Annotated in this window: 24 protein-coding genes; 22 read left to right on the forward strand and 2 right to left on the reverse strand. The window is 42.7% G+C overall.

The genetic code is table 11. From position 1 onward, the window contains the following. The first annotated feature begins 7 nt into the window (after window positions 1–7). Both AC59JO_RS15920 and AC59JO_RS15925 read left to right on the forward strand, forming a co-directional pair. Window positions 8–1,720, forward strand: coding sequence for a hypothetical protein (locus AC59JO_RS15920; RefSeq protein WP_497306419.1), 1,713 nt, complete (start codon window positions 8–10; stop codon window positions 1,718–1,720). A gap of 80 nt (window positions 1,721–1,800) precedes the next feature. After that, window positions 1,801–3,669, forward strand: a complete 1,869-nt coding sequence (locus AC59JO_RS15925) for a rhomboid family intramembrane serine protease (RefSeq protein ID WP_497306421.1) — start codon at window positions 1,801–1,803, stop codon at window positions 3,667–3,669. A gap of 12 nt (window positions 3,670–3,681) precedes the next feature. Here AC59JO_RS15925 and AC59JO_RS15930 read toward each other — a convergent pair whose 3' ends face one another. Together AC59JO_RS15930 and AC59JO_RS15935 are read right to left on the reverse strand one after the other, a co-directional pair. After that, the gene (locus AC59JO_RS15930; RefSeq protein WP_497306423.1) at window positions 3,682–4,503 is read right to left on the reverse strand and encodes an O-fucosyltransferase family protein; all 822 of its coding nucleotides are present in this window, start codon (window positions 4,501–4,503) and stop codon (window positions 3,682–3,684) included. Between the two features lie 246 nt (window positions 4,504–4,749). Further along, window positions 4,750–5,388: an energy transducer TonB gene (locus tag AC59JO_RS15935; protein ID WP_413669726.1), complete on the reverse strand. Its 639-nt coding sequence runs from the start codon at window positions 5,386–5,388 to the stop codon at window positions 4,750–4,752. A gap of 365 nt (window positions 5,389–5,753) precedes the next feature. Between AC59JO_RS15935 and rplC the strand changes: the two genes are divergently transcribed. From rplC to rplO, 20 genes are all read left to right on the forward strand, one after another. Then, on the forward strand, window positions 5,754–6,371 hold the full coding sequence (gene rplC, locus AC59JO_RS15940; RefSeq protein WP_413669725.1) for a 50S ribosomal protein L3: 618 nt from the start codon (window positions 5,754–5,756) through the stop codon (window positions 6,369–6,371). A 1-nt stretch (window position 6,372) separates the two neighbouring features. Next, window positions 6,373–7,005, forward strand: a complete 633-nt coding sequence (rplD, locus tag AC59JO_RS15945) for a 50S ribosomal protein L4 (protein WP_274990026.1) — start codon at window positions 6,373–6,375, stop codon at window positions 7,003–7,005. A gap of 2 nt (window positions 7,006–7,007) precedes the next feature. After that, entirely contained in the window at window positions 7,008–7,298 is a 291-nt protein-coding gene (gene rplW / locus AC59JO_RS15950) for a 50S ribosomal protein L23 (protein WP_091215952.1), read from the forward strand. 8 nt (window positions 7,299–7,306) lie between these two features. Beyond that, the gene (gene rplB, locus AC59JO_RS15955; protein WP_413669724.1) at window positions 7,307–8,134 is read left to right on the forward strand and encodes a 50S ribosomal protein L2; all 828 of its coding nucleotides are present in this window, start codon (window positions 7,307–7,309) and stop codon (window positions 8,132–8,134) included. Beyond that, the gene (gene rpsS / locus AC59JO_RS15960) at window positions 8,134–8,400 is read left to right on the forward strand and encodes a 30S ribosomal protein S19 (protein ID WP_022832979.1); all 267 of its coding nucleotides are present in this window, start codon (window positions 8,134–8,136) and stop codon (window positions 8,398–8,400) included. The genes rplB and rpsS overlap by 1 nt, the downstream gene beginning before the upstream one ends. A 6-nt stretch (window positions 8,401–8,406) precedes the next feature. Next, on the forward strand, window positions 8,407–8,835 hold the full coding sequence (rplV, locus tag AC59JO_RS15965) for a 50S ribosomal protein L22 (RefSeq protein WP_091165379.1): 429 nt from the start codon (window positions 8,407–8,409) through the stop codon (window positions 8,833–8,835). A gap of 6 nt (window positions 8,836–8,841) precedes the next feature. Next, entirely contained in the window at window positions 8,842–9,705 is an 864-nt protein-coding gene (gene rpsC / locus AC59JO_RS15970) for a 30S ribosomal protein S3 (protein WP_091215961.1), read from the forward strand. Window positions 9,706–9,867: 162 nt separating this feature from the next. Then, entirely contained in the window at window positions 9,868–10,290 is a 423-nt protein-coding gene (rplP, locus tag AC59JO_RS15975) for a 50S ribosomal protein L16 (protein ID WP_090529269.1), read from the forward strand. Between the two features lie 124 nt (window positions 10,291–10,414). Next, entirely contained in the window at window positions 10,415–10,624 is a 210-nt protein-coding gene (gene rpmC, locus AC59JO_RS15980) for a 50S ribosomal protein L29 (RefSeq protein WP_090529266.1), read from the forward strand. A gap of 20 nt (window positions 10,625–10,644) precedes the next feature. Next, complete coding sequence (gene rpsQ / locus AC59JO_RS15985; protein ID WP_090529263.1) at window positions 10,645–10,899, forward strand: 30S ribosomal protein S17; 255 nt, start codon at window positions 10,645–10,647, stop codon at window positions 10,897–10,899. 1 nt (window position 10,900) lies between these two features. After that, window positions 10,901–11,269: a 50S ribosomal protein L14 gene (rplN, locus tag AC59JO_RS15990; protein WP_090529260.1), complete on the forward strand. Its 369-nt coding sequence runs from the start codon at window positions 10,901–10,903 to the stop codon at window positions 11,267–11,269. A 1-nt stretch (window position 11,270) separates the two neighbouring features. After that, complete coding sequence (gene rplX / locus AC59JO_RS15995) at window positions 11,271–11,600, forward strand: 50S ribosomal protein L24 (RefSeq protein WP_091215966.1); 330 nt, start codon at window positions 11,271–11,273, stop codon at window positions 11,598–11,600. Beyond that, on the forward strand, window positions 11,600–12,163 hold the full coding sequence (gene rplE / locus AC59JO_RS16000; RefSeq protein WP_091215970.1) for a 50S ribosomal protein L5: 564 nt from the start codon (window positions 11,600–11,602) through the stop codon (window positions 12,161–12,163). Before rplX ends, rplE begins: the two co-directional genes overlap by 1 nt. Beyond that, window positions 12,156–12,425, forward strand: a complete 270-nt coding sequence (rpsN, locus tag AC59JO_RS16005) for a 30S ribosomal protein S14 (RefSeq protein ID WP_091215973.1) — start codon at window positions 12,156–12,158, stop codon at window positions 12,423–12,425. Before rplE ends, rpsN begins: the two co-directional genes overlap by 8 nt. Window positions 12,426–12,603: 178 nt before the next feature. Then, window positions 12,604–13,002, forward strand: a complete 399-nt coding sequence (gene rpsH / locus AC59JO_RS16010) for a 30S ribosomal protein S8 (RefSeq protein WP_091215977.1) — start codon at window positions 12,604–12,606, stop codon at window positions 13,000–13,002. Window positions 13,003–13,019: 17 nt separating this feature from the next. Next, complete coding sequence (gene rplF / locus AC59JO_RS16015) at window positions 13,020–13,577, forward strand: 50S ribosomal protein L6 (RefSeq protein WP_091215980.1); 558 nt, start codon at window positions 13,020–13,022, stop codon at window positions 13,575–13,577. A gap of 5 nt (window positions 13,578–13,582) precedes the next feature. Then, complete coding sequence (rplR, locus tag AC59JO_RS16020) at window positions 13,583–13,933, forward strand: 50S ribosomal protein L18 (protein ID WP_091215983.1); 351 nt, start codon at window positions 13,583–13,585, stop codon at window positions 13,931–13,933. 12 nt (window positions 13,934–13,945) lie between these two features. Continuing rightward, window positions 13,946–14,464, forward strand: coding sequence for a 30S ribosomal protein S5 (gene rpsE, locus AC59JO_RS16025; RefSeq protein ID WP_090529238.1), 519 nt, complete (start codon window positions 13,946–13,948; stop codon window positions 14,462–14,464). Between the two features lie 6 nt (window positions 14,465–14,470). Beyond that, window positions 14,471–14,650, forward strand: coding sequence for a 50S ribosomal protein L30 (rpmD, locus tag AC59JO_RS16030; RefSeq protein ID WP_022833274.1), 180 nt, complete (start codon window positions 14,471–14,473; stop codon window positions 14,648–14,650). A gap of 4 nt (window positions 14,651–14,654) precedes the next feature. After that, a complete protein-coding gene (rplO, locus tag AC59JO_RS16035) occupies window positions 14,655–15,101 on the forward strand; it encodes a 50S ribosomal protein L15 (protein ID WP_112574508.1) in 447 nt (148 codons plus the stop codon). Window positions 15,102–15,103: the final 2 nt, after the last annotated feature.

The raw sequence follows: 15,103 nt of genomic DNA on the forward strand, positions 1-15,103 counted from the left end.
GCCGAACATGAAAAAGGTATCGCTGTTATTTGTGTTTCCTGTGGTGCTGTTCGCTACATATTTGTTTGCGTTCCAGGGAAAAAAACTAAAAGTATCGGGCAAAATAAAGCCGGTAATCCCGGTAATGTGCTCATCGGGTGCAGCAGATAATGCAGACACGGCAGGCAACGGCAAATTTGTACAGCGCCTGCCCGGCTGGGGACATCACAGTTACGCTATAACTGCCGGTAACGATAGTGCGCGGTTTTACTTTAACCAGGGTTTAACCATGTATTATAGCTATCACATGAAGGAGGCATTTGCCTCGTTCAGGGAGGCATCGCGCTTTGATCCTGCTGCGGCTATGACTTATTGGGGACAGGCATTAAGCCTTGGCCCTTACTATAATGCTGGTGGGCCTTATGTTGCACCTGCCGGTTTACCTGCTGTTTTGAAACAAATGAACGCTGTTGCCGGCAACGCCTCTGAGAAGGAAAAGAAGCTGATAGCGGTGATGAACCTGCGTTATCCACAAGGAGGCACTAATGCAAGTGACAACGAAGCTTATGCCCAGGGCATAAGAAAGCTGAATGACGCTTATCCCACCGATGCCGACCTTAGAATGCTGTACATCGACGCGGTAATGCTCATTCACCCCTGGGATTTTTGGGCACCCGATGGTACCGGCAAACCCTGGACGGCCGAACTGGTTGCATTGTGTAAAGGTGTGTTAATTACAAATCCTGATCATCCGGCTGCGCTGCATTATTATATCCATTTAACCGAGGCTTCGCGTAACCCGGGCGCTGCCCTGGACAACGCGCAGGCTTTAAAAAGTTTATTTCCGGGTATCGGGCATATGGTACATATGGCCAGTCATGTTTACCAGCGTAATGGTTTATATTTTCAGGGCGTTGATGCTAACGAAAAGGCTGCTAAATGTATCGGGGTGTATGCTGATATGGCAAAAAACTTAAAGCTCACCAAAATAAACTCGCACTTTTATGCTGTTGAAACACTTTGCGCCTTTAATGGGGGAATGTACAAGAGGGGGATGGAAGCGGCCCAACGCTGCCGCAATGCTGTAAAACCTTCGGCGGGCGATACTTATTCACAATACCTGTATATGATGCCTGTACTTACCATGGTGCGCCTTGGCAAATGGCATCAGTTGTTGAAAGACAGCGTTGGCCCTAACCCTGCCTGGGCTTATGCACGGGTGCTGCACCACTTTGCCCGGGGACTGGCATTTCTGTACACAGGTGGGCAGGATTCGGCCGTTGCCCAGCTGGCTTTATTGCGTGGCAGGCTTGATGATGCCTCTTTAAAACAGCGGCATATCCCTTTTAATACCGCGCTGGATGGGGCAACCGTTGCCGAAAATATATTGGATGGCGCTATTTTGCTTGGCCGTAATAAGTTTGATGATGGTATGGCGGCCTTTAAAAAAGCGGTGCAGACAGAAGATAACATGATTTACTCAGAACCCGCCGAGTGGCCTATCCCGGCACGGCAGTTTATGGGGGCCTACCTGCTCAAAACCGATTATAACCCGCAGGCCGAAACTGTTTTCCGCGAAGATCTGGAACGTAATCCAGGTAACGGCTGGTCGATGCTGGGCATGTATCAAAGCTTGAAGGCGCAAAACCGTATCGAAAAGCTGCAGTATTACAAGGCAGGTTTTACACGTTCGTTTTCGCATGCCGATGAGGTGCCCACGAGTTCGGTGTTTATGAATTGAAAATGAGGTTACCGGCAAGCTCGCTGTTAATTGCGGCTAATATGATATATTAGCTTTACAAAATAACAGTGCGCCTTATCATGAACCAATTTTTTTCCAAACTCAAATTAATATTTGTCCCCTTTGTTGCGGTTACGGTATTGTTTATAACTGCCTATACCTTTTTTAACTGGTTCATATTTGTAAAGCTTAGTCTTTTTGTTGTCGATGATGTGTTTACGGAAATTGCCGGTCCGGGGGTAATAGCGTTGGTAATTATCTTATTATGGGTGAAGCCGCGTCTTAAACTGCTTAATATGGTAAGCAACAGGCGCAGCGATCCGCTCAGTTTTGCCCTGTTGATAACTTACATAGGCATGCTGGGCCCCTGTATTATTGCACAAACATACATGGAATCGGCTACAGGCAAACTCACGGTACTTGATCATATAAGCAGTTTAAACCATTTGCCCCTAACCAAATATTATGAGGTAAAACATTTTTATACCGATAAGCGGTTTGCGCGCTTTAAAGTTACATTTAAGGTAAGCGGCAAACACAATAACAACTTTGATATGGGCATATATGCCGTAAGCCCTGTACTTGACAGTGCTTTTACCCAGCCAGACACTGCCGGCAAAATGTTAAACCCAAAAGGTAATTTTAAAAATCCCTTTGTGCTGCTTAATGGTAAGCCTATTGCAGGACAACAGCTAAAAAAGATAGATCCGGATAAAGTTGAAACCGTAAATGTTTTACATGGCAACGCCGCAATTAGTATATATGGCGATAAGGGAAAGAATGGCGTATTATTGATCAGCCTGAAAAAACAATACAAAGTTGAAGATATACTGGCTGAAATTACTGACCCGCCGGTGCCGGCCTTTATAACACCGCCGGTTGCGTGGTTAACAACCAGCTACAGCAAAACCATTAGCAACAGGTTATCAGATTCAGAAAAACAGGCAGAATATAAAGCTTTTGCCGATGAAAGCCAGCGAGATTTTGACGCTAAGAACTTAAATGAATTTGTTTACCTGGAAAGGCTTGGCCCCAGTAGCATGAGGGACAATTATATTGCTGCAGTGCGCACAAAAGATAGCCTGACCAGGGCTTATCCTGTTATTTTATCGCCGGTAAATGAACCTTTCGCGGCCAGGAATGGTAATAAGCTGTTTTGGGTATTTGGTATATTGGGTATTTGCTGCGCCATCCTGTTGATGATAATAGCTTACTGGCCACTAAATGTTGATGCTGAACCGGTACCGCAAAAGTCGACCGACCCTTTTGGCCTTAAAATAATCAGAGATCTGGTAGTGCCGCGTCAGGGCTTTTTTAGTACGGCTATCATCATTGATCTTAATCTGCTGCTGTTTATCATTATGGTTTGCAGTGGTTTGGGTTTTATTAATTTCAACACCCATGACTTGTTGATCTGGGGCGGCAATTTCAGGCCATCGGTGCAAACCGGACAATACTGGCGGCTGTTAACCAATATGTTTTTACATGGCGGCATCATGCATGTATTGTTTAATATGTATGGCTTGCTGTTTGTAGGCATCTTTCTTGAACCCTTGCTCGGAACCGGCAAATACACCGTACTTTACCTGTTAACAGGAATAATAGCCAGTATTACCAGTATCTGGTGGCACCCGGCTACAGTTAGCGTAGGTGCTTCAGGCGCCATATTTGGCATGTATGGCGTGTTTTTGGCACTGCTTACTACCAATTTGTTCCCTCCCGAATTTAAAAAGCCATTTTTGATCAATACTGCTGTTTTTGTAGGATATAATCTTTTGGCGGGTCTGTCGGGTGGTATTGACAACGCCGCGCATATAGGCGGTTTGCTCAGCGGGCTGTTGTTCGGATACGCGTTGTATCCGTCTCTGAAACAAAAGGCCCGCCAGGCAGAAGCTGAACAGGAAACCGTGCAAATGCTTGATGAGTTGGCTGGCAAAGATCAGGGTTAAGGTAACTTTTATTTACACGTTTACGCTGTCCTTTTTAATTACTTCCAAAGGTATATCGCCCATCCAGGCTGCCACTTCCGAAAATGAGCTCCAGTACGAACCCAGGATACGCCCTGTGCCGGCAAGTACAAACAGATCAACTACGGCTGCCTGGATGCCGGCAACTGTTTGGCGGCTCAGGTCTTTCGGGGGGCTGATGATCCGGTCGCCAAATGTTAGTTTCAATTCAAGTTCAACATTAACATCATCTGTTGCAAGAAAAAAACGGGTTGTATCATCTGCCGCCAGGAGTTCCTGCATGCGGGCGGTAAACAGCTCCAGCGGACTGTTAGCTATAGCCAATGCATTATCTGTTCGTCTAACCTGTACGCCCACGCCGGTTGGGTTAAGTGTACTTAACAGTTCATTAATTTTAAGGCTAAGCGTGGCAATAGGCTTAAAAAGCTTAAACTCATCAACACTATCGGTAAAGCGCTGGCAGGTTTTTATATAGATGCGTTTATGATGGCGTACTGTTTCATAAACATCTGTAAGCGGGTAATCTGCATCGGTAATGCAGATATCAACCCGGGCAATCAGGTTTTTAAGTTTGGCCTTAAACCGGCTTTTTTTATCGGGCTGAACGGTTCGCGTTACAAAATCAAATACCCGCGTTTTGGGGATAATGGTAAAATCGGCAATGGGCTCAAGGAGCAGGTGATAGGGGCAGTTAAGCTCATGTGTTTCGTTCCAGATAACGCACAGTTGGGTATTGAGCATCCGTTTAAGCCAGATGCCATTGGCAATAACCCGTAGCCTGTTGGCCAGTCCCCCCTGTGGTTCTAAGTAGATCATACCTGTTTTTCGGGTATAAGTATAGGGAATAAATAGGGCAGGATAAAGGACTAAATTAAGTATACAGGCGTTTTACTAACGATAAGGAGGAAAAATAGTCCATTTATAGCACATAGCCAACGCGGGTATGCGGCGTAGGGTTAGGGGGAATGCCCGTGATTCCTTTAAAGTAACTAATGCAAAATACGTAATTGAAACGTCTTCAGAATTCGTTGGATTTATTGAAGGCGGCTGCCTTAGCCGTCTTTAATTATCTTTCATTCTGATCAGGTATACTTCTTTTTTACCGGCCACTGTAAATTGCTGATTTTTATCATAGTTATAATAAGGCTCGGCAATTTGTATGTCAGTACTTGGGAAATTGCTGCCCAATATGGCCTGAGCTTCGGCAGCGGTATAAAGTTTACCCTTAATATCGAAAATGAAGCCATAATCTGAATTTTGGAGGTCTTTAAAACTAATCCGGCCCTGTGGTATCACAAAAGTTATAGGTACTGTATACTGCACCCGCACAGGTTTGCTATTCTGTATACCTGGAAGCCATTTAGGGCTCTGTTCCAAAACTTTAACAGCTTCAGCCTCGCAACCGGCGCCAATACAATTCATGGGCGTAACGGTGCTTACTTCGCCATTTTTTTCAATTATAAACGATAAAACAACCTTGCCATTAATTCCTATCAAACGCGCTATTTCCGGGTATTTCAGGTTTTTGCTTATATAATTACCAAAGGCGGCGAGGCCACCCGGAAATTCAGGTACCTGTTCAATTGATGTATAAGCTGCGGAATGTTTCGCTTTTTTAGTAGTGTCGGTTTGCGTGGCCTGGCCGGCAAATACAACGTGGCCCATGAGCATGGCAGCTACGGTAAAGTAATAAGGTTTCATGCGGTAAAGATAGGCAGGGTTTTCTGAATTAGATAATACCAGCAATTTTTTGGTTGATTGCCGTGTTAAGCTTATCAATCCTTAAAAATTTCCCCAACCCATCACCGGTTTTACGCCGCCAATTGGATGGCGCGGTAACATGCCATCCAAAATGGCTCTGAAAAGTCAAAAAATTAAACCAGCTAATGCTTAGTCAAATACCTTTCAAACATATGTTAAAACACGGGTGCAAAAATTATAAAAAAATAACGTACTAACTATTTGATAATTAATACAAAGTTTCTATCTTTGCCGTCCCTTTCGGGGGAGAAATATGCCTTGAACGAAGCCCTACTGCTTCGATGGGCACAAAAACAATTAAAAAAATGTCAGGAATTATTGGTAAAAAAGTAGGAATGACCAGCATTTTCGACGAAACAGGGAAAAATATTCCCTGCACAGTAATCGAAGCTGGCCCTTGCGTGGTAACACAAGTTAAGTCTGTGGATACAGACGGATACGCTGCTGTTCAGTTAGCGTATGGCGACAAAAAGGAAAAAAACACTTCTGCCCCTTTAAAAGGACACTTCCAAAAAGCCAACACCGCTCCAAAGCGTAAATTGGTTGAATTCAAAACTTTCGAAGATCAAAAAACATTAGGCGACACCGTTACTGTCGACATTTTTGCTGCGGGAGATTTTGTTGATGTGGTAGGTACCTCAAAAGGTAAGGGTTTTCAGGGTGTGGTAAAACGTCACGGTTTTGGCGGTGTGGGTATGCAAACTCACGGTCAGCATAACCGTTTACGTGCGCCAGGTTCTTTGGGTGCGTCATCATGGCCTTCACGTGTATTTAAAGGTATGCGTATGGCTGGTCAAACCGGAAATGCTCGCGTTAAAGTACAAAACCTTGAAGTAGTTAAGGTTTTCGCTGAGCAGAATCTGTTAGTAGTTAAAGGTTCCATCCCTGGAGCTAAGGGTTCATTTGTAATAGTGGATAAATAAGATGGAAGTTAACGTATTAAACGTATCAGGTAAAGAAACAGGTGCCAAGGTGCAGCTTCCTGAATCGATCTTCGGTATTGAGCCAAATGATCACGCTATCTATCTTGATGTTAAGCAATATCTTGCTAATCAACGTCAGGGTACACACAAATCAAAACAGCGTAATGAGATTGCAGGTTCAACCCGCAAGCTATATAAGCAAAAAGGTACAGGCGGTGCCCGTGCCGGTGGTATTAAATCACCATTATTTAACGGTGGTGGCCGTGTATTCGGTCCGCAACCACGCGATTACAGCTTCAAATTAAACAAAAAGCTTAAATCACTGGCCCGTAACTCTGCTTTATCATACAAAGCAAAGGATAACAACATTTTAGTGTTAGAGGATTTTAATTTTGATAGCATCAAAACTAAAAACTACATTAAGTTGGAGGCCGATTTGAATGTTACTAATGATAAAACATTATTAGTAGTAGCAGGCGCTGAAAATAACAATGTTTATTTATCAAGCAGAAACCTGAAAAAAAGCAAAGTAATTTCTGTTGAGCAATTAAACACTTACGATGTGTTGAACGCCGGCAAATTATTGCTTACTACAGGTGCTGTTAAAACTTTGGAGGAAGCATTAGCTAAGTAATTATGGAAATTTTAAAACAACCCCTACTTACTGAAAAAGTTACTCAGTTAACTGAAAAGCTTAACCGTTATGCTTTCAAAGTTGATCACAGGGCTAACAAAATTCAGATCAAAAATGCCATTGAGGCAATGTATGGTGTAAATATCACTGCGGTGAACACCATGAAATACGTCGGTAAACTAAAAACCCGCAATACTAAGGCTGGCGCTGTTCAAGGCCGTTCAGCTACTTACAAAAAAGCGATCGTTACGTTGAAGGACGGAGAAGTAATTGATTTTTACAGCAATATATAATTATAGAAATGGCAGTAAAGAGATTTAAACCGGTTACCCCGGGTACCCGCTTCAGAGTTGATGTATCTAACTCAGATATTACAACAAACGTTCCTGAAAAGTCGTTGGTAGTAGCATCAAACAAAAGATCGGGCGGTCGTAACAACAGCGGTAAAATGACTATGCGCTACTTAGGTGGTGGTCATAAACAAGCATACAGGTTAATTGATTTTAAACGTAACAAGTTTGATATCCCGGCAAAAGTTGCAACTATCGAGTACGATCCTAACCGTTCGGCACGTATAGCCCTGCTACACTTTGCTGATGGTGAGAAACGATACATGATTGCTCCGGAAGGCTTAACAGTTGGTACAGTAGTTACAGCAGGTGCTACAGCAGCTCCTGAAGTTGGTAACACTTTACCATTGAAAAATATCCCTCTTGGTTCAATTATCCACAACATTGAGTTAAACCCTGGCCAGGGTGGTGTAATTGCCCGCAGCGCCGGTACTTATGCTCAGTTATCAGCACGTGATGGTAAATATGCCATCATCAAATTGCCTTCAGGCGAAACACGTATGATATTGTCAACTTGCTTGGCAACTATCGGTACTGTTTCAAATGGCGAAAGAGCAAATGCTGTGTTAGGTAAAGCAGGCCGTAACCGTTGGTTAGGTCGCAGGCCAAGGGTACGTGGTGTAGCTATGAACCCGGTAGATCACCCTATGGGTGGTGGTGAAGGCCGTGCCTCAGGTGGTCATCCACGTTCACGTAAAGGTTTATTGGCTAAAGGCTATAAAACTCGTGACAAGAAGAAAACATCGGATCGTTACATCATTGAAAGAAGGAAGAAATAATGGCTCGTTCAATAAAAAAAGGACCTTACATCGATCATAACTTAGACAAGAAAGTTATGGTGCTGAATGATGCAAATAAAAAATCAGTTGTAAAAACATGGTCACGTCGTTCCATGATCTCTCCTGATTTCGTTGGTCATACATTCGCTGTACACAACGGTAACAAGTTTATCCCTGTGTACGTAACAGAAAACATGGTTGGTCACAAGCTTGGAGAGTTTGCCCCAACCCGTACATTCCGCGGACACGCAGAAAAGAAAAAATAACAGGCAATGGAAGCAACAACAAAAATTAAAAAGTCTGTACTGATCAGGCAACAAAAAGAAGCTGCGAAAGCTCTTGTAGGCGGCGCTTCTGTTGCTAAGTTACAGGACTGCCCAACTTCACCACGCAAAATGCGTTTGGTGGTTGATTTGATCCGCGGTGAAAACGTTGAGAAAGCGTTATACATATTAAAATTTACTAACAAAGAAGCTGCTATTCGTGTAGAGAAACTTTTGTTATCAGCAATCAAAAACTGGGAAGCAAAAAACGAAGGCAAACGTGTTGAAGACAGCAACCTTTTTGTTAAGGAAGTATCTGTAGGCGGTGGCCGTCAGTTAAAAAGGTTACGCCCAGCTCCGCAAGGAAGGGGATACCGTATCCGCAAACGCTCAAACCACGTAACACTTGTTGTGGATAGTAAAAACGAAAACAATTAATTTGAAATGGGACAGAAAGCACATCCAATAGGTAACAGGTTAGGAATCATCAGAGGTTGGGATTCTAACTGGTTCGGTGGTAACAACTACTCCGACAAATTAGTTGAGGACGAAAAAATCCGCAAATACCTTTCAGCTCGTATTGCTAAAGGTGGTGTATCTAAAGTAGTTATCGAGCGTACTTTAAAACGCATTACCGTAACTATCCACACTGCCCGTCCGGGTATTGTGATTGGTAAAGGCGGTCAGGAAGTTGACAAGATCAAAGAAGAGTTAAAAAAACTTACTAAAAAAGAAGTTCAGATCAACATTTTCGAGATCAAACGCCCTGAGCTTGATGCACAATTAGTAGCAGAAGGCATTGCAAAACAATTAGAAGCACGTATCTCTTTCCGTCGTGCCATGAAAACCACAATCGCTGCAACCATGCGTATGGGTGCTGAAGGTATCAAGGTAATGACTTCAGGCCGCTTAGGTGGCGCTGAGATGGCACGTAGCGAGCAATATAAAGAAGGCAGGATTCCTTTGCACACTTTCCGTGCTGACATTGACTACGCATTGGCAGAAGCATTAACTACCTATGGTAAAATAGGTGTTAAAGTTTGGATCTGCAAAGGCGAGGTTTATGGCAAACGCGATCTTTCTCCAAACATTGGCGGTACCAGCAGCGCAAGCGGCAAAGGTGGCAGGCCAGAAGGCGGTGCGCCAGGCTTTGGTGGCCGTGGTAACGAAAGAGGCGGCGAGCGCGGCGGTGAGCGTCGTGGCGACAGGAAACCAGGTGGCGACCGCCGTGGTGGTGGTAACAGGCCAGGTGGAAACCGTCCGGGTGGACAAGGTGGAAACCGCCCAGGTGGCCCAGGTAAGAGATAATTAAAGCAGATTTGAGATGTTAGATTTGAGATATGAGAAAAAGTATCTCAAAACATCTGAAACTGTAAGTAAAAAAAAGAAAATAACAAGATAAGGGGTTTTTGATTGAGATGCGGATGAGCAGTCTCAAATCTCAGATCTCAAATCTCAATACTTAAGAAAATGCTACAGCCAAAAAGAACGAAGTTCAGAAAGATGCAAAAAGGCAGGATGAAAGGTTTAGCCACTCGTGGTGCTGAACTTTCATTCGGATCTTTTGGTGTTAAATCACTCGAAGCGGCATGGATCACCAGCCGTCAGATCGAGGCTGCACGTATCGCTGTAACACGTTTTATGAAACGTGAAGGACAGGTTTGGATCAGGATATTCCCTGACAAACCTGTAACTAAAAAACCTGCAGAGGTACGTATGGGTAAAGGTAAAGGTGCTCCTGAATACTGGGTTGCGGTAGTACGCCCCGGAAGGATCATTTTTGAAGCCGAAGGTGTGCCTTTGGAAGTTGCTAAAGAGGCTTTACGCCTTGCAGCACAGAAATTACCAGTGCAAACTAAATTTATTGTACGTAGGGATTACGTAGAAGCATAAATTGAGGAGTTAGTTGAAAAGTTGTAAAGTTTTAATGTTGTGAAGTTGATGCCGAATTTCACCCATCATTAATAAAACGATACAACGTTTAAACTTGCCAACAGACAACAAATAACAAAGAAAAATGAAGAACTCAGAAATTTTGGGCCTATCAACTGAAGAAATTGTTGCTAAAATCAGCGAGGAAAGGGCTACCCTAACCAAATTGAAATTTGCTCATGCAGTTTCAGCTATTGAGAACCCGTCCCGTATAACCAAAGTACGCAAAGGAATTGCTCAGTTAAATACTGAATTAACAAAACGTAAAGCGGCGGCCGCTTCTGAAAAGAATTAATTTTTTAAACATTAGTAAAAATGGAAAGAAATTTAAGAAAAACACGTACCGGCCTCGTAGTAAGCAACAAGATGGAAAAATCTATTGTTGTGGCCGTTGAGCGTAAGGTGAAACACCCTATCTATGGTAAATTCGTAAAGAAAACTACCAAATTCAAGGCTCATGATGAAAACAATACCTGTGGCGTAGGCGATACAGTATTGATCATGGAAACCCGCCCGCTGAGCAAAACCAAAAACTGGCGATTAGTTGAAATTTTAGAAAGGGCTAAATAAGATGGTACAACAGGAATCAAGATTAACAGTAGCCGACAATAGCGGCGCTAAAGAAGTTTTAGTGATCCGTGTATTAGGTGGTACCGGTAAAAGGTATGCATCAATCGGCGATAAAATTGTGGTTACCGTAAAAAGCGCTTTACCATCAGGTAACGTGAAAAAGGGTACCGTATCAAAAGCCGTAGTTGTGCGTACTAAAAAAGAGATCCGCAGAAAAGACGGTTCATATATCCGTTTCGACGATAACGCAGCTGTGTTGTTAAACAACCAGGACGAGCCAAGAGGTACACGTATCTTTGGCCCTGTTGCAAGGGAACTGCGCGAGAAACAATTTATGAAAATTGTATCATTAGCACCGGAGGTATTGTAACATGGAAAAGAAAGTAAAATTAAAGATCCGTAAAGGCGACCTGGTTAAAGTTATCGCCGGCGATTCAAAAGGATCACAAGGCAAAATCGTTGAGGTTTTGGTAGATAAGAACAGGGCTATTGTTGAAGGTGCCAATATGGTATCAAAACATACTAAACCTAATGCTGCTAACCCTAACGGCGGAATTGTTAAACAAGAAGCTGCTATACATATTTCAAACCTTATGCTGGTTGATCCTAAAACAGGTAATACAACCCGTGTTGGCCGTCAGAAAAACGAAGCCGGCAAATTAGTAAGGGTAGCAAAAAAATCAGGGGAGGAAATTAAGTAATGACTTACGTACCAAGATTAAAATCAAAATACAAGGAAGAGATCCGCACCGCACTGAAAGATAAATTTCAGTACAAAAGCGTAATGCAGGTTCCTAAATTGGAGAAAATTGCCATTAACCAGGGTGTAGGTGGTGCAACTACCGACAAGAAATTGATCGAAAACACCATCACCGAGTTAACTACCATCACTGGTCAGCAAGCAGTATCTTCAAAATCTAAAAAAGATATCTCAAACTTTAAATTGCGTAAAAATATGCCGGTTGGCGTACGTGTTACCCTGCGTGACAACACAATGTATGAGTTTTTGGATCGTTTAATCGCTGTTGCCCTGCCACGTATCCGTGATTTCAAAGGCATTAACGATAAAGGTTTTGACGGAAGAGGCAACTATACATTAGGTATTACTGAGCAAATTATCTTCCCTGAGATAAATATTGATAAAATCAATAAAATCCAAGGTATGGATATTACCTTTGTAACCTCCGCAACAAACGATGTTGAAGCATTGGAGTTGTTGAAACAATTTGGTTTACCATTTAAAAATCAAAATAGCAATGGCTAAAGAAGGTGTAAAAGCACGTGAAGTAAAGCGCGCAAAATTAGTAGCTAAATTCGCTGAAAAAAGAGCTGCTTTGAAAGAAGCAGGTGATTACGCTGCTTTAGATAAATTACCAAAAGCATCATCACCGGTAAAACTGCACAACCGTTGCAAATTAACCGGCCGCCCTCGTGGTTATATGCGTCAGTTTGGCATTTCACGTGTTACATTCCGTGAAATGGCTCTTGAAGGCAAGATCCCGGGAGTAAAAAAAGCAAGCTGGTAAGAAGATATAAAAATATCGGATTTCGGAATTTCGATTTCGGAATCCGATATTTTTAATTTTTTTGAGATTTAGATAAATTCGAAATCGAACATCCGAAATCTCAAATACAAAATGAATTAACCGATGGAAGGTCGCCCCGGATGTTACGGGAAGGAAACCACCGTCATAACACAATAAAATGAATACAGATCCAATCGCAGATTATCTTACAAGAGTAAGGAATGCTATTAAAGCCAACCACCGGGTTGTTGAAATTCCTGCATCAAATCTGAAGAAGGAAATCACTAAGGTGCTTTTCGACAAAGGTTACATTGCAAATTACAAGTTTGAGGAAAATGGTCCTCAGGGCACTATCAAAGTTGCTTTGAAATACCACCCGATAACTAAAATTTCTGCTATCCGCAGCATTTCGCGCATCAGCAAACCAGGTTTGAGGAAATACGCAGGTATGGAAAACATGCCACGTGTATTAAATGGTTTAGGTATCGCCATCCTGTCAACTTCTAAAGGCGTTATGTCTGATAAAGAAGCTCGTCAGCAAAATGTTGGTGGTGAGGTTTTATGCTACGTTTATTAATCGAAGAAATTTAAGCAATGTCAAGAGTAGGAAAAGCACCGATAGCACTGCCACAAGGAGTAACCGTTACAGTAGCAGCAGATAATGTTGTTACCGTAAAAGGTCCTAAAGGCCAGTTGCAGCAGGCAATTGATAGCGATATCACTATTGCACAGGAAGACGGTCAGTTACTGGTTCAACGCCCGTCTGATCAAAAACGTCACAAAGCGTTACATGGTTTATACCGCGCGCTTTTAAATAACATGGTAATTGGTGTAACCGAAGGTTACAAAGTAACCCAGGAATTAGTGGGTGTAGGTTACCGTGCTACCAATACCGGCAATACATTAGATTTAGTGTTGGGTTTCTCTCACCACTATGTATTTGAATTGCCACAAGAAATTAAAGTTACAACCACTGCTGATAAGGGTAAAAACCCAACCATCATCCTTGAGTCAATTGACAAACAGTTAATTGGTCAGGTAGCAGCTAAAATCCGTTCATTACGTGCTCCAGAGCCTTACAAAGGTAAAGGTATCAAGTTCCAGGGCGAGATTTTAAGAAGAAAAGCAGGTAAATCAGCATCTAAAAAATAATCGTCATGGGAGCTAAACTATCAAGAAGAGACAGGATTAAAAAAGGCATCAGAAAACGCCTTTCAGGGTCATCAGAGCGTCCCCGCCTGTCAGTATTTAGAAGTAATAAAGGTATTTATGCGCAGATCATTGACGATGTAACCGGTAAAACTTTAGTTTCTGCATCATCTTTATCAAAAGATTTTGCCGCTGAAGGTACAAAATCAGATCAATCAGTAGCTGTAGGTAAATTAGTAGCTTCAAAAGCTATTGCTGCAGGTATTAAAGATGTGGTTTTCGACAGGAACGGTTACCTGTACCATGGCCGTGTTAAGTCATTGGCCGAAGGTGCACGTGAAGGTGGTTTAAACTTTTAATCGAGAAGAGAAATGTCAACAATCAACATAAAAAGAGTAAAAACAAGCGAGATCGAATTAAAAGACCGCTTGGTAAGCATACAGCGTGTTGCCAAAGTAACCAAAGGTGGCCGTACTTTCAGCTTCTCTGCCATTGTGGTAGTAGGTGATGAAAACGGTGTTGTAGGTTACGGTTTAGGTAAAGCTAAAGAGGTAACTGAAGCTATTGCTAAAGGCATTGATGATGCTAAAAAGAACCTGGTAAAAGTTCCAATCATTAACGGAACTGTACCTCATGAGCAAATTGGTAAATTTAGCGGTGGTTTTGTTTTCATTAAACCAGCAGCTAACGGTACCGGTGTAATTGCAGGTGGTGCTATGCGTGCCGTATTAGAGTCGGCAGGTGTACACAACGTATTGGCAAAATCAAAAGGTTCATCAAACCCGCACAACGTGGTAAAAGCAACCGTATCGGCATTAGCCCAGTTACGTGATGCAAATACAGTAGCACAACAACGCGGAATTAGTTTAGGTAAAGTATTTAACGGATAATCAGTCATGGCTAAGATCAAAATAACACAGATTAAGAGCGTGATCGACAGAACGGAACGCCAGAAAAAAACAATCGAGGCTTTAGGCTTGCGTAAAATTAACCACAGTGTGGAAGTTGAGGCTACACCTGCTATAGTTGGGATGGTTAGGAAAGTGAACCACCTGGTAGCGGTTGAAAATATTTAATATCATGAATTTAAGTAATTTAAAACCTGCAGAAGGTTCAACCAAAAATAGAAAAAGAATTGGCCGTGGTACAGGTTCTGGCCGTGGCGGTACGTCAACCCGTGGCCACAAAGGCGCCGGTTCACGTTCAGGTACCAGCACCAAGGTAGGCTTTGAAGGCGGTCAGATGCCTTTACAGCGCCGTGTGCCTAAAGTGGGCTTCAAAAACCCTAACCGTGTTGAGTACACAGGTGTAAACCTTGACGTACTTCAGGAATTAGTAACAAAATTCTCGCTTACAAGTGTTGATTTTGATACTTTGAAAGAGCATGGTTTAGCATCACGTAACGACCTGGTTAAGATCCTGGGCCGTGGTGAACTTACTGCCAAATTAGAAGTTAAAGCACATGCATTTACTGCTACAGCTCAAAAAGCTATTGAAGCTGCAGGTGGTACCATAGTTAAGTTATAATT

Source organism: Mucilaginibacter sp. A5337 (genome assembly GCF_059690695.1).